Annotated in this window: 25 protein-coding genes; 12 read left to right on the top strand and 13 right to left on the bottom strand. The window is 61.9% G+C overall.

The window, feature by feature from the left end:
* Positions 1 to 16: 16 nt before the first annotated feature.
* The 6 genes from B8783_RS13960 to B8783_RS13935 form a co-directional block, all read right to left on the bottom strand.
* Positions 17 to 511, bottom strand: a complete 495-nt coding sequence (locus B8783_RS13960) for an RNA pyrophosphohydrolase (protein WP_407646334.1) — start codon at positions 509 to 511, stop codon at positions 17 to 19.
* 2 nt (positions 512 to 513) lie between these two features.
* Positions 514 to 1,842, bottom strand: a complete 1,329-nt coding sequence (locus B8783_RS13955; protein WP_084420708.1) for a divergent polysaccharide deacetylase family protein — start codon at positions 1,840 to 1,842, stop codon at positions 514 to 516.
* Positions 1,843 to 1,923: 81 nt separating this feature from the next.
* Positions 1,924 to 3,246: a S41 family peptidase gene (locus B8783_RS13950; protein ID WP_233355799.1), complete on the bottom strand. Its 1,323-nt coding sequence runs from the start codon at positions 3,244 to 3,246 to the stop codon at positions 1,924 to 1,926.
* Positions 3,247 to 3,267: 21 nt separating this feature from the next.
* Entirely contained in the window at positions 3,268 to 4,503 is a 1,236-nt protein-coding gene (locus B8783_RS13945; protein WP_084420707.1) for a murein hydrolase activator EnvC family protein, read from the bottom strand.
* A 93-nt stretch (positions 4,504 to 4,596) separates the two neighbouring features.
* A complete protein-coding gene (locus B8783_RS13940; protein ID WP_084420706.1) occupies positions 4,597 to 5,247 on the bottom strand; it encodes a hypothetical protein in 651 nt (216 codons plus the stop codon).
* 18 nt (positions 5,248 to 5,265) lie between these two features.
* Positions 5,266 to 5,874 carry a hypothetical protein gene (locus B8783_RS13935; protein ID WP_139792374.1) on the bottom strand — a complete coding sequence of 203 codons (609 nt, stop codon included), beginning with the start codon at positions 5,872 to 5,874 and terminating at the stop codon, positions 5,266 to 5,268.
* Between the two features lie 122 nt (positions 5,875 to 5,996).
* Between B8783_RS13935 and B8783_RS13930 the strand changes: the two genes are divergently transcribed.
* The 4 genes from B8783_RS13930 to B8783_RS13915 are packed head-to-tail and all read left to right on the top strand — an operon-like array spanning position 5,997 to position 9,199.
* The gene (locus tag B8783_RS13930) at positions 5,997 to 7,133 is read left to right on the top strand and encodes an AGE family epimerase/isomerase (RefSeq protein ID WP_084420704.1); all 1,137 of its coding nucleotides are present in this window, start codon (positions 5,997 to 5,999) and stop codon (positions 7,131 to 7,133) included.
* 50 nt (positions 7,134 to 7,183) lie between these two features.
* Positions 7,184 to 7,897 carry a 2,3-diphosphoglycerate-dependent phosphoglycerate mutase gene (gene gpmA, locus B8783_RS13925; protein ID WP_084420703.1) on the top strand — a complete coding sequence of 238 codons (714 nt, stop codon included), beginning with the start codon at positions 7,184 to 7,186 and terminating at the stop codon, positions 7,895 to 7,897.
* 7 nt (positions 7,898 to 7,904) lie between these two features.
* Positions 7,905 to 8,759, top strand: a complete 855-nt coding sequence (purU, locus tag B8783_RS13920) for a formyltetrahydrofolate deformylase (protein WP_084420702.1) — start codon at positions 7,905 to 7,907, stop codon at positions 8,757 to 8,759.
* The gene (locus B8783_RS13915) at positions 8,756 to 9,199 is read left to right on the top strand and encodes a riboflavin biosynthesis protein RibD (protein WP_233355798.1); all 444 of its coding nucleotides are present in this window, start codon (positions 8,756 to 8,758) and stop codon (positions 9,197 to 9,199) included. The genes purU and B8783_RS13915 overlap by 4 nt, the downstream gene beginning before the upstream one ends.
* On the opposite strand, the gene B8783_RS13910 is transcribed toward B8783_RS13915, so the two are convergent.
* From B8783_RS13910 to B8783_RS13900, 3 genes are read right to left on the bottom strand one after another with little or no spacing between them, the layout of a single operon-like run.
* On the bottom strand, positions 9,169 to 9,948 hold the full coding sequence (locus B8783_RS13910; RefSeq protein ID WP_084420701.1) for a glycosyltransferase family 2 protein: 780 nt from the start codon (positions 9,946 to 9,948) through the stop codon (positions 9,169 to 9,171). The two genes, B8783_RS13915 and B8783_RS13910, sit on opposite strands and share 31 nt — an antisense overlap.
* Positions 9,945 to 10,250, bottom strand: a complete 306-nt coding sequence (locus B8783_RS13905; RefSeq protein WP_084420700.1) for a cell division protein ZapA — start codon at positions 10,248 to 10,250, stop codon at positions 9,945 to 9,947. The genes B8783_RS13910 and B8783_RS13905 overlap by 4 nt, the downstream gene beginning before the upstream one ends.
* Positions 10,250 to 10,525, bottom strand: a complete 276-nt coding sequence (locus tag B8783_RS13900) for a DUF4164 family protein (protein ID WP_084420699.1) — start codon at positions 10,523 to 10,525, stop codon at positions 10,250 to 10,252. The genes B8783_RS13905 and B8783_RS13900 overlap by 1 nt, the downstream gene beginning before the upstream one ends.
* A gap of 95 nt (positions 10,526 to 10,620) precedes the next feature.
* Between B8783_RS13900 and tkt the strand changes: the two genes are divergently transcribed.
* A complete protein-coding gene (tkt, locus tag B8783_RS13895) occupies positions 10,621 to 12,588 on the top strand; it encodes a transketolase (RefSeq protein ID WP_084420698.1) in 1,968 nt (655 codons plus the stop codon).
* Here the strand turns inward: tkt and B8783_RS13890 are convergent.
* Positions 12,585 to 13,178: a TetR/AcrR family transcriptional regulator gene (locus tag B8783_RS13890; protein ID WP_084420697.1), complete on the bottom strand. Its 594-nt coding sequence runs from the start codon at positions 13,176 to 13,178 to the stop codon at positions 12,585 to 12,587. The two genes, tkt and B8783_RS13890, sit on opposite strands and share 4 nt — an antisense overlap.
* A gap of 112 nt (positions 13,179 to 13,290) precedes the next feature.
* Here B8783_RS13890 and B8783_RS13885 point away from each other — a divergent pair, with 112 nt between their 5' ends.
* Positions 13,291 to 14,616 (top strand): oxygenase MpaB family protein, encoded by a 1,326-nt coding sequence (locus B8783_RS13885; protein WP_084420696.1) that lies wholly within the window; start codon positions 13,291 to 13,293, stop codon positions 14,614 to 14,616.
* Positions 14,617 to 14,741: 125 nt separating this feature from the next.
* On the opposite strand, the gene B8783_RS13880 is transcribed toward B8783_RS13885, so the two are convergent.
* Both B8783_RS13880 and B8783_RS13875 read right to left on the bottom strand, forming a co-directional pair.
* Entirely contained in the window at positions 14,742 to 15,134 is a 393-nt protein-coding gene (locus tag B8783_RS13880; RefSeq protein ID WP_084420695.1) for an MAPEG family protein, read from the bottom strand.
* Between the two features lie 47 nt (positions 15,135 to 15,181).
* Positions 15,182 to 15,499, bottom strand: coding sequence for a YciI family protein (locus B8783_RS13875; RefSeq protein WP_084420694.1), 318 nt, complete (start codon positions 15,497 to 15,499; stop codon positions 15,182 to 15,184).
* A gap of 114 nt (positions 15,500 to 15,613) precedes the next feature.
* Here B8783_RS13875 and B8783_RS13870 point away from each other — a divergent pair, with 114 nt between their 5' ends.
* Positions 15,614 to 16,225: a TetR/AcrR family transcriptional regulator gene (locus B8783_RS13870; protein WP_084420693.1), complete on the top strand. Its 612-nt coding sequence runs from the start codon at positions 15,614 to 15,616 to the stop codon at positions 16,223 to 16,225.
* On the opposite strand, the gene B8783_RS13865 is transcribed toward B8783_RS13870, so the two are convergent.
* Positions 16,222 to 17,445 carry a citrate synthase gene (locus B8783_RS13865; RefSeq protein ID WP_233355797.1) on the bottom strand — a complete coding sequence of 408 codons (1,224 nt, stop codon included), beginning with the start codon at positions 17,443 to 17,445 and terminating at the stop codon, positions 16,222 to 16,224. The two genes, B8783_RS13870 and B8783_RS13865, sit on opposite strands and share 4 nt — an antisense overlap.
* A 12-nt stretch (positions 17,446 to 17,457) precedes the next feature.
* On the opposite strand from B8783_RS13865, the gene B8783_RS13860 reads away from it, so the two are divergent.
* The 5 genes from B8783_RS13860 (at position 17,458) to B8783_RS13840 (ending at position 22,606) form a co-directional block, all read left to right on the top strand.
* Positions 17,458 to 18,525, top strand: coding sequence for a citrate synthase/methylcitrate synthase (locus tag B8783_RS13860; protein WP_084422110.1), 1,068 nt, complete (start codon positions 17,458 to 17,460; stop codon positions 18,523 to 18,525).
* A 50-nt stretch (positions 18,526 to 18,575) separates the two neighbouring features.
* Positions 18,576 to 19,025: an ABA4-like family protein gene (locus B8783_RS13855; protein WP_084420691.1), complete on the top strand. Its 450-nt coding sequence runs from the start codon at positions 18,576 to 18,578 to the stop codon at positions 19,023 to 19,025.
* Between the two features lie 11 nt (positions 19,026 to 19,036).
* A complete protein-coding gene (gene purT, locus B8783_RS13850) occupies positions 19,037 to 20,221 on the top strand; it encodes a formate-dependent phosphoribosylglycinamide formyltransferase (RefSeq protein ID WP_084420690.1) in 1,185 nt (394 codons plus the stop codon).
* Between the two features lie 151 nt (positions 20,222 to 20,372).
* Entirely contained in the window at positions 20,373 to 21,380 is a 1,008-nt protein-coding gene (gap, locus tag B8783_RS13845; protein ID WP_084420689.1) for a type I glyceraldehyde-3-phosphate dehydrogenase, read from the top strand.
* Positions 21,381 to 21,406: 26 nt separating this feature from the next.
* Positions 21,407 to 22,606 (top strand): phosphoglycerate kinase, encoded by a 1,200-nt coding sequence (locus tag B8783_RS13840; protein ID WP_084420688.1) that lies wholly within the window; start codon positions 21,407 to 21,409, stop codon positions 22,604 to 22,606.
* The last annotated feature ends 89 nt before the right edge of the window (positions 22,607 to 22,695 follow it).

Genomic DNA, 22,695 nt, shown 5'->3' with positions numbered 1-22,695 from the left:
TTTGAGAGAGCGTGGGTTAAGCCTGGTCTTTGTCACCGGTAAATTTGCGAAAGCGCACGGAGACTTCCTCATAGATGGGGCGTTTGAACGGGACGATGACGCCGGGGGCCTCTTCGAGCCGTGCCCATCTCCAGGCATCGAATTCGGGTGTGTGCCGGTCCAGCCTTATGTCGCTGTCAGAGCCCTTGAAGCGCAAGGCGAACCATTTCTGGCGCTGGCCGATATAGGGGCCGGGCATGCGGCGCTTCACATCGGCCGGGAAATCATAGTGCAGCCAGTCTGATGTTTCTTCCATCACATCGACAAGCTTGCCCGAAACGCCGACCTCTTCTTCAAGCTCACGCAGGGCTGCATCGGCTGGGGTTTCGCCTTCATCGATGCCGCCCTGAGGCATTTGCCACTGGAAGGCGCCGCGGCCATTTATGCGGCGACCAAGGAAAACGTGTCCAGCACTCGAGAAGAGCGCGAGGCCAACATTCGGTCTATAAAGCTTTGGGTCCCGGGTCTGTATCGTCACCCAGTTGTATCTAGGGTTTTTTCAGACGATTGCCCAGTGTCGCTTGCGTCGTTGGCCGCAGATTTCGCCAGATCCGCGTCCGCGCGGTTGATCCGGGTGACAGCTGAAGCTGGCGCAAGGACGACGCCTTTTCCGTCCAGTTGCTCAGTCCAGGCCTTCAGTAGATCAATCGTGATCGGGTAGGCAAAGCCTGAGCCAAGTGAGCTGCCATTTTCCAGCGCAAGGGTTTCAAGCTCCAGCAGGCGGGCCTGAATATCCTCGCCTTCAGGGCGCACATCGATCGGGGTATCGGCGCGTCTGAAGCGCAGGCCCGCAGAGGAGGCGGCATCTGGAAAGCTCGAGCGGGCGAGGCTGCCATCTTCCACGAAAGCCACGCCGCGCGCCTTAAGGACGCTGATGACAGCATCCGTAGCGGCTTCGTTCGTCGCAAACTTGCTGCCCTGATAATTGGTGATCCCGAAATAGCCGGTGGCGCTCGCCATCAGGGTTTCGAGGCGGGAGGTCAGATCGCGCGCATCATTGTTGACATAGAGCGTCTGCGCGTGCGGGCGCTCTCGGCCGAAGTCGTAAGGCTCCATCGGCACTTCCAGCAGGACTTCGTGTCCGGCGGCGCGGGCCTTGTCGATCCAGCCCTGCAGGCCGCGGGCCGTCGGGGCGAAAGAGAGCGTGATTTCCGGCGGAAGCTCATCGATTGCGGATTTGGTGTGCGTGTAATTGATCCCGAGCCCGCCGAGCACGATAGACACGGTCGGGCGGCCTTCAGGGTTGGCGAAGGGGCGCGCATAGGCACCTGCAGGTGTGCGGCCATCGGCGGAGATGGCAGGAAGGCGGCCGCGCGCGGTCTGTTCGCTAACCGCATCGATGGGCGCCTTAGGAAGGGATGTTTCCTGGCGCGAGGCTTGCCAGGACTGGCCGGTCGAGACGGCAACGCCATTGATGCGAACCGTGTCTGCGGCCGCTTCACTGGAGGCGACCTGAACCACTTTTGCATTGGGTGAGCCATAGGTCACGCCAAGATCTGGCAGATCCGTCTCCGCAAACTGGATGTTCTCGGGCGGGTCGTAGGCGACCGTGGTTGGGCGGACGGGCGCTGTGTCTTCGTCGAGGCGGGAGAAGCGCGTCTTGTGGACGGGGGCGGGCGCGACAGGTTCGCTGTCATCGAACAGAGCGATCTGGCGGGCCTCGGTGGCCGCACTCGCATCGCCTTTGAAATGAATGAGCGCGCCGCCGACAAAGGCCAGCCCAGAAAAAACGGTGAGACTGATCGCACCATGGACGAGGCCGCTGCGCAGCGGAGACGGGTCCTTCGCAACACGGGTGCTCATCGCCTTGCGTCTCCTACCAGGGCCATTCTGACGTCGAGCGTTCAGGATGGCCTTGATAGGTTAAGATAACGCAAATCGCTGTTAACCCGGCTGGGCGGTTTCCTTGGCGGTCAGCAGTCCGCCATGCAGCGTCTGGATGGCGCGGTCGAGCTGATAGTCCTCGCCGTCATAATCTTCTGGCGGCTGGTCATCCGGCAGTTTTGGAATCTGGCGTTCCACGCCGTCCTCATTGGTGAGGGCGTGCGGCAGGTCTGCCTCGGAGAACCGGCGGATACGGTCAAGTTCATCCTCGGTGACGCGGGCCTGGGCAACTTCCATGTCCGGTTCGATGCCGGTGGCCTGGATCGAGCGTCCGGCTGGCGTGTAATAGCGCGAGGTGGTGAGGCGCATGGCGCCGCGATCGGTGCCGAGCGGGATCACCGTCTGGACCGACCCTTTGCCGAAGCTTGTCATGCCGAGAACCGTGGCGCGGTCACGGTCCTGAAGGGCGCCTGCGACAATCTCGGAGGCCGAGGCTGAGCCATTATTGATCAGAACGACCATCGGGACGTTCTTGAAGACCTCACCCTTGCGGGCATTGTAGCGAGCAATATCGCCCGGCCTGCGGCCGATCGTGGAGACGACTTCGCCGCCGGACAGGAATTTGTCGCTGACGGAGATGGCCTGATCGAGCAGGCCGCCGCCATTATTGCGAAGATCGAGCACGATGCCGGCAGGGCGCCCGCCGATTTCACGTGAGACTTCGGAGATGGCCTCTTCAAGCAGTTCAGTTGTCCGCTCATTGAAGGTCGAGATACGGAAATAGGCGATGTCATCGTCCAGCGCTTTCCAGGTGACCGATTTCGGGCGGATCACTTCGCGCTCTAGTGTCACGTCGAAGGCATCTTCGCCTTCACGCAGGACAGTGACGATAATTTCGGTGCCGGGTTCGCCGCGCATATCGCGGACGGCGTCGTCAATGTTGAGACCCACAATCGGCTTGCCATTGATGGCGGTCAGCAGGTCACCGCTTTCAAGGCCAGCGCGGCTGGCAGGCGTGTCATCCATGGGCGTGACGACTTTGACAAAGCCGTCTTCCATCGTGACCTCAATTCCGAGGCCGCCATATTGGCCGGAGGTCTGCACCTGCATCGCCTCGAAGTCTTCAGCGGACATGTAGGATGAATGCGGGTCGAGTGAGCCGAGCATGCCATTGATGGCCGCTTCCATGGCTTCTTTCTCGTCAATCTCGGTGACATAGTCAGCGCGCGCACGCGCCAGGACTTCGGCAAACAGGTCGAGCTGGCGATAGGTTTCAGCGCGGCTGTCCACCGGCTGGGCATCAGGCCAAGCGAAAGAGGAAACGCCGACGGCGAGGCCGCCGAGAACCACACCAATTGCCGCACCGGTCAGCATTGCACGCATCGCTTTACTCTCCCTTGGCGGCTAACCGCCTTTCATCCAGCGAGCTGGATCCATTGGTTCGCCCGACCGCCTGACTTCTAGATAGAGTTCCGGCGGCGGTATTTCACGGTCTGGCATGCGTCCGACCGGTTCACCGGACTTTACGGTCTGTCCGGGGGTGCCGTGGATGCGGGCCATTCCGCTGAGGAGAATATGGTACCCATCACTTGTCGAAATGATCAAGAGTTGACCGTAGCTGCGGAACATGCCGGCATACTCGATCTTGCCGTCTACAGGGGCCACAACGTCTGAATTTGGGCGCGGCTGAATGTAGATGCCTTTGGAGGATTCCCCGCCCGGCAGCTTGTCGCCCCAGCTACGGGCGACCATGCCGGAAACTGGACGCTGCAGCCCGCCAATCGCACTGTTTCCAAGCGGTTTGAGGTTTCTGAGCGCAGGCGTCGATGTTTTCGGGGCGTCTGAAATCACGGGATTTGAGACGCTCGGTGTGCGCACGGAACTGGCGGCGAGCTGGATTTTTGCGGTCGGCTTCATGCCGGGGGCGCGCGGGGCCGCATTTTCGAGCGCGATCAGCAGGTCCCGCAGCGTTTCAGCTTCCGAACCGATCTTGTCGACACGGGCGCGCAGGGCTGAGGCCTCGTCGGTGACGCTTTCATACTGGGCGCGTTTGGCGGCCACAAGCTTCTCGATCTCGGCCTGTTTGACCGCAAGCCGGGCTTCGGTGGCCTCAAGGCGGGCCTGCTCGCGCTTGATCGAGACTTCCAGCGCTTTCATCGCGTCGATTTCGCCAGCAAGGCGTTTTGTCTTTTCATTCAGCGCCGGGGCAGTTGCGCCCATGACGATGGCGGCGCGGATGGCGGAATTGGCCTCCCCCGGCGAGGCGACAAGCGCCGGCGGACGGTGGCGGCCTGAGACCGCGAGGCTCGCCATGATGTCTTCAAGGTTGGCATTGCCTTCGAGCATTTCGCGGCGGGCCCCGGCGAGACGGGTCGAGAGATCGATAAGCTTGAGCTCTGACGCGGCGGCCTGCTCTTCGCGGCGACGGCTTTCGAGCGCGGCGGCGATCAGGCTTTGCTCCAACTGTGTAACGTCCTGAACGCTACTGGTCTCGGCCTCTTCAAGGGCTTTGAGTTGGCGAAGCGCCGCCTCTTTCTGGGCTTCGAGCGCTTTTAACTCTTCGCGCGTGTACTCGCTCGGTGTTGCGGCGAGCAACACAAAGGCGAGAGGCACAAGCAGGAGGGAGGCGCGAAATGACATAGTCTCTCGCCATGCCACAGGGAGAGTGACCGGTTGGTTAACCGATTGGCAATTTCTGGTAACTTTATCCGGTGGATTGGGCGGCTCGGCGCTCTAGTCCGCTGCCGCGTCGAGCGCATTGATCTCAGCATTCCAGCCGGTTAGCTGAGCGAGCGGTATCTCGCACGTGTCCGGTAGTTCTCGAACCAGCGTCCGGTCGAGCCAGCTTGTCAGGGAAAAGCGATATTCGGGCGTGTCGGCGAGCGCGGTGCGGAGCCAGTCTGACCGATCCAGTAGCTGAAGGGCGTAAATCGCTTCATCCGGGAGTTCGCAGTCCGCCGGGATATCACCGGTGTCATAGGGCGCGGTGGGGGGCAGGAGAAAGAGGTTCACCGGGTGGAGCGCAGTGTCCGAAATGCTGATGAAATCGGCCGGGCCATAGCCGCGGGCGTCGTCTGTGACGGCTTTTAGCACCGCCGTTTTGCGGAACACGCCAGAGACGGGCAGGGGGACGGAAGTGGTCGTTGTGGTCTGGGCGGGCAGGGTGAAGGCGCCGTCATCGCCGGAAATAGCCTCGACTTCGGCTCCGATCACAAGAATTCGTGCGCCGGAGACGTGTGTGTCATCTGACACGCGAATGACCTCTCCCTGCGTTGCGGGCACGATGGTCACCGGGCGTGTCTGGCAGGCTGACAAGCCGATGAGGGCGAGGCAGGCGATCAGGACGGGACGGCAGAAACGGCGTGTCTGTTGATGGTCGGCCATGAGCTTACCAGGTCTCGATCAAGGTGCCACGGCTGAGCGGGGTGGCCCAATTGGTTCAAAGATCACGGACTGGACATAGACCGCGCGCTGTTTTTCCGGGACTTCCGGGCGGATGGCGAGATAGTCATAGCCTTGTTCGCTGCCAACATTGCGGGGAGGCAGGATGTACTCAAAGCTCACATCCTGAAATTCGCGCGTCATGCCGAAGTCCTGCCAGCCAGAGGACTCGGCATTGCCGACGGCGTAATTGATCCGGATGCCTTCGGCGCCGTACCGGTCTGCGGCGCGGGCGCGGACCGTAATTTTGAGCTTGCGGTCAGCGAAGACGGTTTCAAGGTCTGCCGCCAGCACGAAATGCGGCCCGCGCAAAGGGTCTTCGCTGAGCGTGTCGGCCTCAACCTCGATGCGCAGCACGGTCTGGCCATCGACGCGCTCTAGCGAGATGTCCGAGGCGCCGCCGGCCACCATGCGATTGAGCTGGTCGCCGCTGATCTCAATGCGGGTGTAGTCTGTATTGCCGCCGCTGACGGGGCCAGTGGGCATCTGGTTCATTCCCGGGAGCAGAGCGAGCGTGACGAGCAGGATGGCGACGAGGAACGCGCCAAAAAAGAAGATCTTGTCAGACATATTGGCGGGCCGATCCTTTGCCTGCGGAAGTTCACTTGTGAATAAGCTGGAAAACACGCTGAGCGCTTGATAGCAATGACACTCCGTCGAATCGAGCCGAAAACCCATCGGAGTAGATTTCAATGACATCGTCTGCCCTGAAGCGGCGTGCGCGCGAAGCACGCTACTGGATGCTCGAAGGCTGTTTCCCGCTCTGGAGCCGCGACGGCGTCGGACCAAACAATCTGTTTCGTGAGGCGTTGGACATTACCCACCGCCCGGTCGACAGGGACAGCTCGCGGGTGCGGGTGCAGGCGCGCCAGACCTATGTTTTCAGCCAGGCGCTGAAGCTCGGCTGGGAGCCAGATCGCGCGGAGCGGCTGGTGTCGATGGGGGTCGGTACACTCACCGGCCCGGCGCAGCGCCCTGATGGTCTGGTCGGGCGTCTGCTGGCCAGCGATGGCGGTGGCCTGATCGATGACACGGCCGATCTCTACGACATCGCATTTACGCTGTTTGCGCTCGCCGAGGCTTCGATGAGCGATCATGATGAGGCGCTCGGGCATGCGCGTAGCCTTCTGACAGCCGTGGATGCGAAACTGTCTGATGCCGACCATGGCGGGTTTGCCGAGACATTGCCGCGTGGCCCGCAGCGTCTACAGAACCCGCATATGCATCTGCTGGAAGCCTTTCACGCGCTGCATAACTCCAATCCGGAGGGCGGTTATCTTGATCGCGCGCGGGCGATTGTTGCGCTGTTTGATGAAAAGATGTTCGAGGCCGATACCGGTACGCTGGGCGAGTATTTCAAGCCGGACTGGTCGCCAGAGACCGGGCAGGCGCATGACTATGTCGAACCTGGCCATCAGTTTGAGTGGGTGTGGCTGCTGCAACGCCATGCGGATCTGACGGGTGATGACCTCAACCCGGCCATGGCAAAGCTCTATGATACGGGCCTCAAGACCCTTGATCAGGACGGCCGGGTCTTTGCCGGGTGCACGCGCGGCGGGCAGATTGTCGATGGATCGAGGCGGGCCTGGATGCAGACCGAGGCGCTGAAGGCCCATCTCGCCATGCTGGAGCTGGACGCCGACGAGCATTGTGATGCGCGCGCCGTCCAGTGCTTCGATGTGTTGATGGATGAATACCTCACCCCGGAAGGTGGCTGGATCGATCAGTATCATGCTGATGGCCAGTTGGCGTCTGACACGATGCCTGCCTCGACCGGCTATCATGTCGTGCTCGCTTTCGCCGAACTGTTGCGCGTAAGCGGCGTCTGAGCTTTAAGAGCGCGAACTTTATACGACTCCTACGACAGACAGGACCTCCCATGCCTATTCTTGCCCTTATCCGTCACGGCCAGAGCCAGTGGAATCTCGAGAACCGGTTCACCGGATGGTGGGACGCTGATCTGACGTCGAAGGGCGAGGCTGAGGCCAAGCGCGCAGGCGAGTTGCTCAAAGAGGCCGGTTTCGAGCCGCGTCAAGCCTTTTCAAGCGTTCAGACACGGGCCATCCGGACGCTCTGGCTGACCCTGACAGAAATGAACCGCGTCTGGCTGCCGGTGGAAAAGCACTGGCGCCTGAATGAGCGTCATTATGGTGGGCTGACGGGGCTCGACAAGAAAGAGACCGCTGAGAAGCATGGCGCCGATCAGGTTCATGTCTGGCGCCGTTCCTACGACATTCCGCCGCCAGAAATGGAAGCGGGCAGCAAGTTCGATCTGTCGAAAGACCCGCGCTATGAGGGCGTGACTGTCCCGACGACCGAGAGCCTGAAGCTGACGCTGGAGCGGGTTCTGCCTTACTGGCATGAGACGATTTCGCCGAAGCTGCGCGACGGCACCGATACGGTGATCGCGGCGCATGGCAATTCGCTGCGCGCGCTGGTGAAGCATCTGTTCCAGGTGCCGGATGAGACGATTACCGGTGTCGAGATCCCGACCGGCAACCCATTGCTGATCGAGCTGGACGAGGGCTTGAAGCCTGTGTCCGCGCGGTATCTTGACGGGTCGCGGGCGACCGACCTGCCAGCGCTTCCGTGAGACGAAATTGAGCGGCAAGGCCTACATCCTGCGTGCGGCAGCGCCTGATGCCATTGGCATCGTGGCGGATGTCGCGACGTATCTGGCGCAGGCCGGGCTGAATGTTCTGGAGAGCCAGGACTTTGGCGATGCTGAAACCGGGCGATTTTTCATCTGGGCTGAATTTGCCGCGCCTGAAGCGTTTAATCCGGCGACGTTTGAGGCGGGCTTTGCCGACCTTGCGCGCAAGCGCGAGATGGACTGGTCCCTCAGACCCAAAAAGGATGAGCCGCGGGCACTGATCCTCGTCTCGAAGGGCGATCATTGTCTGAACGATCTTCTGTATCGCCATCGCCGTGGACAATTGGGGGCTGAGATCAGCGCCATCGTGTCCAATCACGAGGATGCGCGCTGGCTGGCAGAGCGCCACGATCTGCCTTTCCATCATGTCCCGGTAACGGCGGAGACCAAGACCAAGGCTGAAGATCAGCTTCGGCAGCTCATTTCGCAAACCGGCAGCGACTTCGTTGTGCTGGCGCGGTACATGCAGGTCTTGTCAGATGATCTGTGCCGCGAGCTTGCCGGGCGTTGTATCAATATTCACCACTCATTCCTGCCGAGCTTCAAAGGCGCCAAGCCCTATCACCAGGCGCATAAGCGGGGCGTGAAACTGATTGGGGCGTCGGCGCACTATGTGACAGCCGACCTCGATGAAGGCCCGATCATTGCGCAGGATGTGGCCCCGATCGATCACAGGATGAAGGCGGCACGCATGGCCGAAATTGGACGAGACATCGAGGCGCGTGTTCTGACACGGGCCGTAACTGCCCACGCCGAAGGCCGGGTTTTCCTCAACGGTATTCGCACGGTTGTCTTCGAATGATCCCGTCTGCTGAAGATCAGATGCGCCGGGCGATTGCCCTCGCCCGGACCCAGCATGGCCGCACCGGCGCGAACCCCGCCGTTGGCTGCGTTATTGTCGGGCCGGATGGAAGCCGGATCAGTGAAGCGGCCACCGGCGATGGCGGGCGACCGCATGCCGAACAGCTGGCGCTTGAAAAGCTCAGGCGGCCGCTGCCCAAAGGCACTGTCGCCTATGTCACGCTTGAGCCGTGCCGCGAGCGGTCCACGGGCGAAGATGCCTGCTCAACTCGGCTGATCAATGCCGGGGTCAGTGAGGTATTTGTCGCTGTGATGGATGAGCATCCGAAAGGGTCCGGCGGCTGCGCCGTGCTGAAGGAGGCTGGTGTAAGCGTCCAGACGGGCTTTCTGTCGGTTGAGGCTGCGCCGCTTTATGAGGACTTTTTCGCGTCGATTGCCTGATCGGCGGCGCGCGGATCATTCCACTCTTCGGCGATGCCGGGTTTACCGCGGCGCACCAGCCAGAACATCCCGATCAGATCTGCAATGCCAGCGCCGAGGCGTCCGAGAAAGCCGTATTTCGAGCTGCCATGCCAGCGGCGACGGTCATTCACCAGTTCTTCGCGAACCTCCCAGCCGGCGCGCTTGAACAAGGCCGGCAGAAAGCGGTGCATGGACGCGAAATAGGGAAGCTCGCGAAAGGCGTCGGTGCGCATCAGCTTCCAGCCGCAGCCGGTATCGGTCGCATCATCACGCAGCATGAAGCGCCGCACGCCATTGGCGATGCGCGACTGCAGCCATTTGAAGCCTGAATCATTGCGGCTCTTGCGCTTGCCCGCGATGAGGCCGAGGCGTCCGGTCTTGCCGGGGGCGACAATCTCGTCCCAGAGGCGGCGCGTATCGGCAATGTCGTTCTGGCCGTCGCCGTCGAGAAGCTGCGTCCACTTGCCTGACACATCACGCAGGCCGGTCATCAGGGCGGCGGATTTGCCCGCGCGTTGGACATGGGTGCGGATGAGGACGCGGTCCGGATGGGCGGTCTGGGCCTCGATGAGTTCGGCGCCGGTGGAATCAGCCGAGCAATCGTTCACGCAGACGATCTCATAATTGAGACCTGCCAAGGCGCCGTGGATTTCGTCCAGCAGGGGCAGGACGTTTCCAGCTTCATTGTAGAAGGGAATAAGAACGCTGAGATCGCGGGGGGCGGTCACTGGCCGGCCTCGACCTTCTTCGCAAGCGCTTCGATCCGGCGGGCTGCGCCGCTGAGCGCTGCGGCGGCTTTTTGGGCGCTGAGTTCGCTGGGTGAGGTCTTGGTGGCAGCATCAAGCTCATCAAGCAGGGCGAGGGCTGCGACCAGCAAGAGGCGCGCTTCGCCAATGTCGCCGACCGCTTCAGCGATCTGGTGAACTCGGGTGTCGAGGTCTTTTGAAAGCTCAACCAGGCGCCCTTCCTGTCCGGGGGCGCAGGCGACTGAGTATTGGCGGCCGCGAATCGTTATGTCTGCCTTGGCCATCAGCTTCCCTCATTCCGATTGAGGGCGGCGCGAACTTCATCAATAGCAGAGCCGAGGGCGGCGGACGCCTCGTCGGCAAGTTTTTGCAGTTGTTGTTCGCGGGCCATGGAGGCGTCCAGCTCTTCGGCAAGGTTGGCACGATCTTGCGCCATAGCGGCGAGTTCGCGGCGAACCACGCCCGGATCGCCTGCTCTTTCGAACAGGCTTTCTATCGCGCCCTCGAGGCGCGAAAGAGCCGCGTCCAGCTGGTCAGTTGCCGAATTTAGTTTTTCCATCTCCACCCCGATAGCAGCATGCAGCCCATATCGCCAAGCAGGTTGACAGGAAAGGTCCGTACCGTCCAAAGCGAAGCAAAACAATTAGGTGATTTATGGCGGTTGAACACAAGGATATGGCGAACGCCATCCGCGCTTTGTCGATGGATGCCGTGGAACAGGCCAAATCGGGCCATGTCGGCCTGCCTCTGGGCATGGCAGATGTCGCGACAGTGCTCTGGACGCGCTATCTGAAACATGACCCGAAAGCGCCTTTCTGGCCTGACCGTGACCGCTTCGTTCTGTCGGCGGGCCATGGGTCGATGCTGATCTATTCGCTGCTTCACCTCACCGGATATGACAGCGTCAGCCGCGACGATATCCGCAATTTCCGCCAGCTGGGCGCAAGCACGCCGGGCCATCCGGAGAATTTTGTCACGCCAGGCGTCGAGACAACGACCGGGCCTCTGGGTCAGGGCATTGCTACCGCTGTCGGCATGGCGATGGCTGAGCGGCATCTGAATGCGCGCTTTGGCGACGATCTGGTGGATCACAAGACCTGGGTCATCGCGGGCGATGGCTGTCTTATGGAAGGCGTCAGCCAGGAAGCGATTACGCTCGCCGGGCATATGAAGCTCAACAAGCTGATCGTCCTGTTCGACGACAATGCGGTCACCATTGATGGCGGCACAGACCTCTCTGATTCGACCGACCAGTGCGCGCGCTTTGAAGCGGCCGGCTGGGCGACCAAGCGGATCGATGGCCACAATACCGAAGAGATCTACGAGGCGCTCGACTGGGCGCAGAAGCAGGACAAGCCTGTCATGGTCGCCTGCAAGACGATCATCGGCTACGGCGCGCCGACGCTGGCCGGCACGGGCAAGGCCCATGGCGGGCCATATGGCGCAGACGAAGTGGCTGGCATTCGCGAGAATATCGGCTGGTCCCATGCGCCATTTGAAGTGCCGTCCGACATTGAAGACGCCTGGAAGCGTGAAGGCGCGCATGCCGCTGGCCAACATGCTGAGTGGACGTCCCGTCATGCATCGTCTGCCAAGAAAGCCGAATTTGACGCTGCGCTCGACGGCGCGCTGGGCGACATTGAAGCCGTTGTGCGTGCCCACAAGCAGGCTGTCGTTGATGGCGGTGAAGACAAGGCGACACGCCAATGGTCCGGCGCTGTGCTGGAAGAGCTGACCAAGGCCATTCCGGAAATGGTCGGCGGGTCGGCTGACCTTTCAGGCTCCAACAACACCAAGACCAAGGCGACAGAACCGCTGACGCCAGACAATTGGGGCGGCCGGTACATCCATTATGGCGTGCGCGAGCATGGCATGGCGGCGGCAATGAACGGCATGGCGCTGCATAAGGGCATCATCCCTTATTCCGGCACCTTCCTCGTCTTTGCTGATTATTCACGCGCTGCGATCCGTCTGGGCGCGCTGATGGGCGAGCGCGTGATCCATGTGATGACGCATGATTCCATCGGCCTTGGCGAAGATGGCCCGACCCACCAGCCGGTTGAGCATGTCGCAAGCCTTCGCGCGATGCCGAACATGCTGGTGTTCCGGCCTGCCGATGGCGTTGAGACCGCTGAGTGCTGGGAACTGGCGCTGAAGAATACCGGTGGCCCGTCCACCATCGCGCTGACCCGCCAGAAGGTGGAAAGCGTCCGCAAGGCGCATACCGATGAGAATTTGTCGGCGAAGGGCGGCTACATCCTCTCCTCCGGCGACGGCGCGGAGAAGATCGTGCTGATCGCCACCGGTTCAGAAGTCGAGATCGCGATGCAGGCGCAGGCCGCGCTGAAAGAAAGCGGGATCAGCGCGCGCGTTGTCTCAATGCCGTGCATGGAGCTGTTCGAACAGCAGGACGTCGCCTATCAGCGCGAGACGCTGGGCGAAGGCCTGCCGCGCATCGCAGTTGAGGCGGGTGTCCGCTTCGGTTGGGATCGTTGGATCGGCTTCGATGGCGGCTTTGTCGGCATGGACAGCTTTGGCGCGAGCGCGCCTTACAAGGACCTCTACAAGAAGTTCGGCATTACGTCGGACGCTGTTGTGGAACTGGCCCAGAAGCTGGTCTAGCGGGCGCTGAGCGCGGCGAGATAGCTTTCCATCAGGCGGACGAGTTCGTCTTCCAGCCTGTCACTATCCAATCCGAGTTCGGGTTCGGCGGCTGCGGCGCGCAGCAGGCTGATTGGCGCATGGGTGAGGATGAAGGCGGCTTCGGTTGAGAGGCTGGCGGTGAGATCAGTCTGGCCACTGACTGAGTCCATGAAAGCCAGATGATGCGTGCCAAGCACGCCCTCGCCGCGGGTTCGGAACAGAGCATCGGTGACCAGTGCGCGGGTCGTGGGAGATGTCTCGCCTGTCTGCATCAGCGTACGTATGATGGCGCGTATGGCGCCTTGCTCAGGCGCTGCAGCGACAATACCGGCAATCTCGTTGCGCATGGTTTCGGCCTGGCGCTGGCCGAGTTCGGCGAGAATGTCGTTGCGGTCAGAGAAATACTGATAGAGCGTTCCGATGCTGACGCCGGCCTTTTCAGCGATGTGATTTGTCGTCAGCCGCGCTTCGCCCTCGGTCTCCAGAATCTGAAGGCTAGCCTCAAGAATTGCATCGACCGTTGCGCGAGCACGGCCCTGCTTTGGATTTCTTCTTTTATTTTCAGCCATTTGGGGTTCGGCGCTGGCGGTGAAGTCGGGTCGGGCGGGAATGCGAGTAGAAAATATGAGCAATGCTTAGATAATTGAGGTTCACCCTCAGATACAAGCGCGAAAGCATCCCATGACGAATGACCTGACCCACGTCCATGAGCGGATCGAGTTCCAGAAGACGGCCTTGCCGGTGATGTATGGCGAGGTGAATTTCGATGTGACCCCGGAGCGGTTCACCGCCGATCCGTCCGACAGCGTTGCCGCAGGCCACAAGCAGTTCACCCCGCCACCGCAGGAGATGATTGACCGGGTGCGCGCCTATACGATGCTGGGAGATGTGACGGCCGACGCCTATGCGGCGCTGATGCCACAATTGGGCTTCCGCAAGCTGATCGGTATGCTGGAGGCCGCATGCGACAAGGGGCTGGAGGCGGTGCCGGATGCGCCGGCTGAGCTTGTCGCGCTGATCACCGAGATGGAAAAGAAGCCGGCCTGGCTCGACATGGAGCTTGTGGCCGAGGGGGCGCGGCAGAACCGTCTGCCGACGGCGATCACCTCGCCCTGGATGATCCGCGGGGCATTTCTCGCCACCTTCCTCAACAAATATGCGGCGCTGCCGATGGCGCTGACAGGGACGCTTAGTCATTCCGGGTCCGCGCGCCGGGTGAATGAGACGGCGACTTTCTTTTCCGTCACCACACTGCCGGGCGCGCTGGAGCGGCATGGCGAGGGGTTCAAGGCGGCAGCCATGGTGCGGCTGATGCACTCCATGGTGCGGTTCAATGTCTTGCGGAAAGTGAAAGGCTGGGATGTGCCGACCTATGGGGTCCCGATCCCGCAGGTCGACCAGATGCCGGCAGGCCTGATCGATGTCTTCCTGCTGGCCTATGCGATGATGGATGCGGGACGAACGGAGTTTACACCGGCTGAGCGCGCCCGCGTCGAGTTCAGCCGATATCGCTGTTACCTGCTCGGTCTGCCGGAAGATCTGTTGATGGACACGCCGCAAGGCATTGTCGACATCATGAATGCCCGGAATGGAACGCTGCGTGCGGGGTTCGAGGACGAGACCTGCGGGGCGCTGATCCGCGCGACAATGACGGCATATCTGCCGCCAAAGAAGACATTCGGCTACAAGGTTTTCGATGCACTGGAACGGCGCTTTGCACGGACGGTGTTCGTGAAATTCTTCCTGCAGGGCGACAATGAGATGGCGCGGACGATTGGGGTGCCCATCGGCTTCAAGGAATATGCGGTCTCAGCCATGATCGCGCCGATGATTGCCCTGCGGATGGCGGCCTACCGCCTGGCCCTGAGCACGCCGGGGCTGCGGCAGGTCACAGATCGCCATCTGGTGCGCCGCATCCGCAAGCTGCTGACGCGCTATGGCCATGCTGAATTCACCACCGATGCGGAGGCCTATCGCCCGGCGCATGCGGCGAGCGGGTCGGCCTGAGGTTTTTTGGGGCGCGGGAAGGCGCCGCGTTCGCCTATCAGCGCGAGACGCTGGGCGAGGGCCTGCCACACATCGCAGTTGAAGCATTGCCGGGATGCGGAGACCTCTCCGCATCCCGGTTTGCGTTATAGCGGCCAGTTCTGAACCAGCCCATAGAGGGCAAAGGTCAGCATCGCGCCGAAGGTCAGCAACATGCCGGCAGCCCTCAGCAGACCCTGACCATCCGTCAGGGCGATGGTGAAGTAGTGAATGATACGGCCTGCCAGCAGGGATGTCCCACCGGCCCACAGCATCGTGTCACTCGCACCGGAATAATCGGCCGCCGCCATGGCGATGAGGGTGATGGGTACAGTTTCAGTGAAGTTTCCGTGCGCGCGGATGCGGCGCAGCAGCATCTGGTTGCCGCCGTCCGATAGCAGGATGCCGGTCTTGATCCGGTAGAGGCCGACGGCGAACGTCGCCGGTATCTGCAAGATCGTCAGCAGCGCGATGAAAATTACGGTTACATCATATGTCATGAGCTAAGCCTTCTGCGGCCGGGACGTCTGCGCCCGGCCATTGAGGGTTACATCTCCATGTTCAGGACTTCGGCGACTTCGATCGACCCGCCGATGCTGATATGCGGACTGCGCTGCGCCATGGTGACGGCATCGGACAGCGTCTCCGCTTCGACAACGGACACGCCGCTGATCGGGTTGGGTCCGCCATTGTCCTCGACGCCGCTGGTGCTGACCGTGACAGAGGCGCCGACGGCATGGCCGGGATCAATCATGGCGGGGCCAAGGCTTTGCACCCACTGACGCCAGTTCGTCATGTGGGCCTGGCCTTCCTCGGGCGTCATCGATGTCTTGCCGCCATGATAGGCGAATACGAATTTGGGCATGGGTCTGCGTCCTTTCTGCTGAATTGCGTGCAGGGCCCCGTTTTCAACCGCATCTAAATATGATCAAGAACATATTTAGATGCGCGCTATGCTGACCGGAAAGAGGAGGCCGCCATGCCCTACAGCGCCGAGCACAAGCAGAGAACGCGGGATAGAGTGGTCGAGTGCGCCCGCCGTCTGTTTAACCGTCATGGCTATGACGGGGTTACGATCGACATGGTGATGAAGGAGGCGAAGCTGACGCGCGGTGGTTTCTACAATCACTTCCAGAGCAAGGAAGACCTGTTTCTGGCAGCCGTGTCGAGCTTCCTGATGGGGCGGGGCGCCGAATGGCGCGCCGACGCGGGGATCGACCCGGACGTGGACGCCCCCGCCATGGCGGCACGGATGGTGGAGAGTTATCTGTCCGAAGAGCATCTGAACGATGTGGAAGGCCAGTGCCCGCTGATAGCGCTGTCTGGCGATGTCTCCCGCAGCCGTCCGGATGTCCAGGAGGCGTATGAGACGCTGCTCAAGGCCATGGTCGGCCTGTTCGAGGATAATCTCGGCCCGGCGCATAGTGATGCACGGCGCCAGTCCCAGGTGCTGGCTGCGCTTTGTGTTGGCGGCATGGTGCTGGCGCGGACCCTGCCGGAGTCTGACATCGCCGCCGATGTGCGTCAGGCCGCCCTTGAGGAAGCAACCCGCCGTATTGGAGCGGCAGACGCGCCGCGCGGCGCGCTTTAGCTGCCGGTGTAGGTCGCCCGGGGGCGGATCAGCTGTCCGGAGCTGTGCTGCTCGATCGCGTGCGCGATCCAGCCCGCCATGCGTCCGCTGGCGAAGATCAGGAATGGCGCGTCGCCCGGCAGATCCAGCGCAAGGGTGAGGGCGGCGAGGGCCATGTCGACATTGGCTGTTTCTCCCGAGGCCTGCTCGGCGGCCCGGATGGCGCGTTTCAGGGCCGCGTCCGGTTTCAACCAGCGCAGGAGCGCAGCAGCGCGGGGGTCCCCGGCAGGATAGAGTGCATGGCCGACGGCAGGGATACGTTCCCCGCGTGAGGCGATGGCAGAGAGTGCGTCCTCCGGCGATGTCTCAAGCGCTGCGCGGAGATAAGCGAGCGCGCGGGCCGAGGCTTCGCCGTGAAGTGGGCCGGTGAGTGTGGCGCAGCCGGCCAGGGCCGATGCGGCGAGCGGTGCGCCTGTTGAGGCGGCCACACGCGCGGCGAAGGTGGACGGGTTGAGCTCATGGTCGGCGACCAGGACGAGCGCGCGGCGCACGAGATCGGCGCCCCGGGCATCCAGTTGCCAGACCTGGGCAAGTTTTTCGTGGAAGGGGGCGGGGCCGGTCTGGCCGGTGATGGCGGTGGCCGCGCCATGTAGCAGGTGGGCGGCATCAGTTTTCAGATCGGACGGGTCGCGGCCTAACCCATGTGGGGCATGCGCCGCTTCGTCTGCGAGAAAACTGAGGAGGCGGGCCTTGCCGGAAGCGCTGGTTATAGGTTTCGGATCAGGGTCCTCCGGTATGGGTGTTTCATCGGTCTGCCAAAGCCAGGCGGCGACCGCTTCAAGCGTCATTTGCTCGGAGAGGGCGAGGGCGTCTTCTCCGCGATAGATCAGCCTGCCAGAGCGCACCGTGGTGATGCCGGTCTCCATCACCGGGTCGCCCCATGAGATGGCCGCTTTGGCCACAGCGCTGCGGGCGCGCCCGGCGCGGCGGCGTTTCAGGAAGGTCTCGATATCCTCAAGCGAATAGAGACTGCTGCGCGGATCGCTGTCGTGTGGGCGGGAGGCAATGTGCCCGCGGCTGACATAGGCGTAGAGCGTCTGGGGTTTCACCCCGAGACGGGTAAGGGCGGTAGGTCGATCAATCCAGCTCATATGTTGATTATATTGATCAAGATTGACGCTGGCGACCCCGTTTCCGACATCTCTTTCCAGAAGCAGGGCCAGAAACAAGGCCAGCAACAAGGAGAGACCTCGATGGATAGTGGACTTGAGAATGTCGTGGCGGCCGAAACCGTGCTGTCGGATGTGGATGGCAAGGCGGGGCGGTTGATTATTCGCGGCTGGCCGGTTGAGGAGTTGTCGGCGCGGTTTGGGTTCGAGGCAGCGCTGCACATGCTGTGGCAGCCATTCTTCCCTGAGCTTGGTAGCGTAGCCGATGTTCAGGCGCAGCTCGGCAAGGCGCGTGCGGCGGCATTCGAACATGTCGGGTCTATTGTGGGCGGGCAGGGCATTCTGTCGTCGCTGCGGACCGGCTGGAGCCTTTTGCAGGATGATGAAAGCCTTGAGGCGGCGATTGCACTGCCGGCGGCGGCGGGCGTGTTCCTGGCGTCAGCGGTGCGCGCGGCGCGGGGGCTACAGCCAATTGCGCCCGATCCGGACCTGCCGCATGCTGCAGACGTCTTGCGGATGATGCGGGGTGAGGCGGCGTCGCCTGCCGAGGTGAAGGCGTTTGAGGCGTACCTTGTCACGGTGAGCGATCATGGCCTTAACGCTTCGACCTTTGCGGCCCGGGTCATTGCATCGACGCGGGCGGGGCTGGTCTCAGCTGCGCTTGGCGGCGTGAGCGCCCTGAAAGGCCCGCTGCATGGCGGCGCGCCGGGGCCAGTGCTTGATATGCTGGACGAGATTGGCGAGCCGTCACGGGCCGAAGCGTGGATTGACGCGGCATTGGCGCGCAAGGCGAGGCTGATGGGGTTCGGCCACCGGGTCTATCGGGTGCGTGACCCGCGTGCGGACGCGCTGAAAGCGGCGGTGGCGCGCTTGCCGGGCACGACGGGCCGGATCGAGTTTGCCGAGCACATCGAGACGGCGGTTCTCGGAAAGCTGGCCGCGAAATATCCAGACCGCGCGCTTGAGACCAATGTCGAATTCTACACTGCCATCCTGCTTGAGGCGCTCGAAATCCCGCGTGAGGCGTTCACGGCCGTGTTCGCGCAGGGCCGATGCCTTGGCTGGGTGGCGCATGCGCGTGAGCAGATCGATGAGGGGCGGCTTGTGCGCCCGAAATCAATCTATACCGGACCTGTTCTGGAAGCGGCCTGAGACTTCGTATAAGCCCTTGCGAGAGTTGCAGATCGCAAGGGGGCTTTAAGATGAGTTACGAGATCATTTTCATGCTGGTGAATGCGCTGGTCGTGCCAGCCTGGCTTTTGCTGGTGCTGGCACCGCGCTGGCGCACAACGGGGCTGGTCGTCCATTCAGGCATCTACCCGCTGGCCTATGGGGCGCTCTATACGGTCTGCCTCATTGCCTCGATCTTTTTCGGCCAATCGTCGGACGCGGCCGGTATGGCGTCCATCGGTTCAGTTTCCGCACTGTTCGATCACCCGAATGGCGTGATCGTCGGCTGGACGCATTATCTGGTGTTCGATCTCTTCGTCGGGGCCTGGATCGGGCGGGACGCCCAACGCCGGGAGATCCCGCATATGGCAGCGGCGCCCTGCATGATTGCCAGTTTCCTGTTTGGTCCGCTTGGCCTGCTGGCCTATATGGCGGTGCGGTTGATGCGCGGTGAAGGCATCAGCCTGTTTGAAACCAGATAGACGGAGCAATCATGGTCAGCATCGGCACCCCGCTTACAGCGTCTGCAACCCGTATCATGCTGTTAGGATCCGGTGAGCTCGGCAAGGAAGTCGTGATCGAGCTGATGCGGCTTGGCGCTGAGGTGATCGCGGTTGACCGGTATGAGAATGCGCCGGCCATGCAGGTCGCCCATCGCAGCCATGTGATCGATATGACGGACGCGGCGGCGCTACGCGCGCTCATCGAGCGCGAACGCCCGCAGATGATCGTGCCGGAGATCGAGGCGATTGCGACCGATGAACTTGCGCAGATCGAGGCAGACGGTTTGGCGCAGGTGATCCCGACGGCGCGGGCGACGCAGCTGACGATGAACCGTGAGGGCATCCGCCGTCTGGCGGCCGAGACGCTGGGCCTGCCGACGAGCGCCTATGCGTTTGCATCGACGGGTGAAGAGCTGGCTGAAGCGGCGGAGAAGATCGGCTATCCGGTTTTCGTCAAACCGGTGATGTCATCGTCTGGCAAAGGCCAGTCGCACGTAAAATCCGGCGCCGATATCAATGCGGCCTGGGACTATGCGCTGGAGGCGGGCCGCAAACGCGAAACGCGGGTGATCGTGGAAGGCCAGGTCGATTTCGAGTTCGAAATCACGCTGCTGACGGTGCGCTCGGCAGGGGGCACGGTGTTCTGTGAGCCGGTCGGGCATCGCCAGGAGGGCGGCGACTATGTCGAAAGCTGGCAGCCCCAGCCAATGAGCGATGTCGCGCTGAAAAAAGCGCGCGAGATGGCCCACCGCGTGACCGATGAGCTGGGCGGGCTGGGCCTCTTTGGCGTAGAAATGTTCGTGAAGGGCGATGATGTCTGGTTTTCGGAGGTCAGCCCCCGTCCACATGATACTGGTCTCGTTACGCTCGCGACGCAGACCCAAAGCGAGTTTGCGCTGCATGCGCGGGCCATCCTTGGCCTGCCGGTTGATACGACGCTGCTGACACCGGGCGCGAGCGCGGTCATCTATGGCGGGATCGATGCAGAAGGCGTGGTGTTCGACGGGGTCGATGAGGCGCTGAAGGTGCCGCAATCGGACATTCGCCTGTTCGGAAAGCCCGAGAGCTTCAAGCGCCGACGTATGGGCGTTGCGGTGGCGGCCGGTGAGGACATCGCAGAAGCGCGGCGGCGCGCAGTGAAATGCGCGTCGAAAGTGACCGTCCGGCAAGGTTGAGGCGCAGGTCCCCGCCTTTTTAGCGAAAAACCGCAAAAATCCGCGACAGATTGCGTCCAAGTGGCCCCCGGTGCTGGACGTTCGCGCGCGAGGCGTCTAAACCCCGGCGCAAAGGCCCTTTCTGGGCGCAATTACTGTATGGAGATGCAAAATGGCGGTTCGTGTAGCCATCAACGGATTTGGCCGGATTGGCCGCAACGTACTTCGCGCAATTCTCGAGTCGGGACGCGATGATATCGAAGTCGTTTCGATCAATGATCTTGGCCCCGTCGAGACCAATGCGCACCTCCTGAAATATGATTCCGTCCACGGCGTTCTGCCGATGGATGTTTCGGTCGAAGGCGACACGATCAAGGTTGGCGGACAATCTTTCACCGTGACGGCCATCCGTGACCCGAAAGACCTTCCGCACGCAGCCAACAATGTCGACATCGCCATGGAATGCACCGGCATCTTCACGGCCAGGGACAAGGCTGCCGCTCACCTCGAAGCAGGCGCCAAGCGCGTTCTTATCTCGGCACCGGGCGCCGATGCTGACAAGACCATCGTTTACGGTGTGAACGATGAAACGCTGACCGGCGACGATCTTATCGTCTCGAATGCGTCGTGCACCACGAACTGCCTGTCGCCCGTCGCCAAGGTGCTGAACGATCTGATCGGCATCGAAAAAGGCATGATGACGACCATCCACTCCTATACCGGCGACCAGCCGACCCTGGATGCGATGCACAAGGATCTTTACCGTGGCCGCGCAGCAGCGGTTTCGATGATCCCGACATCGACCGGCGCTGCCAAGGCTGTTGGCCTCGTGCTGCCAGAGCTGAACGGCAAGCTGGACGGCTTCGCGATCCGCGTCCCAACACCGAACGTGTCTGTGGTTGACCTGAAATTCATCGCCAAGCGCGCAACCAGCGTCGAAGAGATCAATGATGCGATCCGCAAGGCCGCTGACGGCCCGCTGAAAGGCGTCCTCGGCTACACGGATGTGAAGAACGTCTCAATCGACTTCAATCACAACCCGCATTCTTCGGTGTTCCACACCGATCAGACCAAGGTCATGGATGGCACGCTTTGCTCAGTCCTCTCCTGGTATGACAATGAGTGGGGCTTCTCCAACCGTATGAGCGACACCGCTGTTGCCATGGCGAAGTTTATCTAGTCCAGACCGCAGGGAGCGACCCCCAAATGGCCGACTTCAAGCGCATTGATGATGCAGATGACCTGACCGGCAAGACAGCGCTGGTCAGGGTCGATTTCAACGTTCCGATGAATGATGCGGGCGAGGTCAGCGATGATACGCGGCTTCGCTCTGCATTGGGCACGGTACAGTCGCTTTCGGGGCGGGGTGCGAAGGTTGCGCTGCTGGCGCACTTTGGGCGGCCCAAGGGCGAAGTGAAGCCTGAGCTGAGTCTGCGCCCTGTGGCGGCGGCGTTCGCCAAGGTGCTCGGCGCGCCTGTCGCTTTTGCTGACGACTGCGTGGGCGAGGCTGCCAGCAATGCGATTGCGTCCATTCAGGGCGGCGGCGTCGTGCTTCTGGAAAATACCCGCTTCAAGCCGGGTGAGACCAAGAATAATGACGACCTCGCTGACGAGATGGCCAAGCTGGGCGATATCTACGTCAATGATGCGTTCTCGGCCGCGCACCGCGCGCACGTCTCCACTGAGGGCCTGGCCCGCAGGCTGCCGGCCTATGCCGGGCGCAGCATGGAGCGTGAACTCGACGCGCTGGAGAAGGCTTTGGGGCAACCTGAACGGCCCGTACTGGCCGTTGTTGGCGGCGCGAAGGTCTCGTCCAAGATCGACCTGCTGAAAAATCTGGTGTCGAAAGTCGACGCGCTCGTGATCGGCGGCGGCATGGCCAACACCTTCCTCGCAGCGCGTGGCCATCCGGTCGGCAAATCGCTCTGCGAGCACGATCTGGCTGATACGTGCCGGGAAATCGAGGCGAATGCGAAAGCCGCCGGGTGCGATATCATCCTGCCGCAGGATGTCGTGGTCGCCAAAGAGTTCGCCGCCAATGCCGAGAACCGCACCTGTTCGATTGGCGAAGTCGCCGATGACGAAATGATCCTCGATGCCGGGCCGCAGACGGTGGGCATCGTTACGATTGCGATGGATGCGGCCAAGACGCTTGTCTGGAATGGCCCGCTGGGCGCATTTGAGATCGAGCCTTTCGATAAGGCGACCGTCGCTGCAGCAAAGGCTGCCGGCGAGCGGGCCAAGTCGGGCAAGCTGATCGCGGTGGCTGGCGGTGGTGATACGGTCGCCGCGCTCAACCATGCCGGCGTTGCTGATGACTTTTCGTTTGTTTCGACCGCAGGCGGGGCCTTCCTCGAATGGATGGAAGGCAAGGCATTGCCGGGCGTCGAGGCGTTGAAGAAATAGGAATTTGTCCTGCTGTTGGGGGATATTACAACAGGGATAAGGCGGGGGCGCTCACTTCAATGAGCTGCTGCCAAAGGGCTGAACAGACT

It is taken from the genome of Henriciella litoralis, assembly GCF_002088935.1.
In the GTDB taxonomy this organism is placed as follows: Bacteria; Pseudomonadota; Alphaproteobacteria; order Caulobacterales; family Hyphomonadaceae; genus Henriciella; species Henriciella litoralis.
The sequence above is the reverse complement of the archived record's forward strand: the minus strand, read 5'-3'. Positions and strand labels throughout refer to the sequence as shown.

Coding starts and splice junctions, on each gene's coding strand:
- B8783_RS13935 (WP_139792374.1), bottom strand. CDS start 5,874: ATGTCTGACAAGATCTTCTTTTTTGGCGCGTTCCTCGTCGCCATCCTG.
- B8783_RS13915 (WP_233355798.1), top strand. CDS start 8,756: ATGATCCCGTCTGCTGAAGATCAGATGCGCCGGGCGATTGCCCTCGCC.
- tkt (WP_084420698.1), top strand. CDS start 10,621: ATGGCGGTTGAACACAAGGATATGGCGAACGCCATCCGCGCTTTGTCG.
- B8783_RS13890 (WP_084420697.1), bottom strand. CDS start 13,178: ATGGCTGAAAATAAAAGAAGAAATCCAAAGCAGGGCCGTGCTCGCGCA.
- B8783_RS13930 (WP_084420704.1), top strand. CDS start 5,997: ATGACATCGTCTGCCCTGAAGCGGCGTGCGCGCGAAGCACGCTACTGG.
- purT (WP_084420690.1), top strand. CDS start 19,037: ATGGTCAGCATCGGCACCCCGCTTACAGCGTCTGCAACCCGTATCATG.
- B8783_RS13950 (WP_233355799.1), bottom strand. CDS start 3,246: ATGCGTGCAATGCTGACCGGTGCGGCAATTGGTGTGGTTCTCGGCGGC.
- gpmA (WP_084420703.1), top strand. CDS start 7,184: ATGCCTATTCTTGCCCTTATCCGTCACGGCCAGAGCCAGTGGAATCTC.
- B8783_RS13860 (WP_084422110.1), top strand. CDS start 17,458: ATGGATAGTGGACTTGAGAATGTCGTGGCGGCCGAAACCGTGCTGTCG.
- B8783_RS13885 (WP_084420696.1), top strand. CDS start 13,291: ATGACGAATGACCTGACCCACGTCCATGAGCGGATCGAGTTCCAGAAG.
- gap (WP_084420689.1), top strand. CDS start 20,373: ATGGCGGTTCGTGTAGCCATCAACGGATTTGGCCGGATTGGCCGCAAC.
- B8783_RS13840 (WP_084420688.1), top strand. CDS start 21,407: ATGGCCGACTTCAAGCGCATTGATGATGCAGATGACCTGACCGGCAAG.
- B8783_RS13880 (WP_084420695.1), bottom strand. CDS start 15,134: ATGACATATGATGTAACCGTAATTTTCATCGCGCTGCTGACGATCTTG.
- B8783_RS13905 (WP_084420700.1), bottom strand. CDS start 10,250: ATGGCCAAGGCAGACATAACGATTCGCGGCCGCCAATACTCAGTCGCC.
- B8783_RS13940 (WP_084420706.1), bottom strand. CDS start 5,247: ATGGCCGACCATCAACAGACACGCCGTTTCTGCCGTCCCGTCCTGATC.
- B8783_RS13945 (WP_084420707.1), bottom strand. CDS start 4,503: ATGTCATTTCGCGCCTCCCTCCTGCTTGTGCCTCTCGCCTTTGTGTTG.
- B8783_RS13855 (WP_084420691.1), top strand. CDS start 18,576: ATGAGTTACGAGATCATTTTCATGCTGGTGAATGCGCTGGTCGTGCCA.
- B8783_RS13955 (WP_084420708.1), bottom strand. CDS start 1,842: ATGAGCACCCGTGTTGCGAAGGACCCGTCTCCGCTGCGCAGCGGCCTC.
- B8783_RS13870 (WP_084420693.1), top strand. CDS start 15,614: ATGCCCTACAGCGCCGAGCACAAGCAGAGAACGCGGGATAGAGTGGTC.
- B8783_RS13900 (WP_084420699.1), bottom strand. CDS start 10,525: ATGGAAAAACTAAATTCGGCAACTGACCAGCTGGACGCGGCTCTTTCG.
- B8783_RS13875 (WP_084420694.1), bottom strand. CDS start 15,499: ATGCCCAAATTCGTATTCGCCTATCATGGCGGCAAGACATCGATGACG.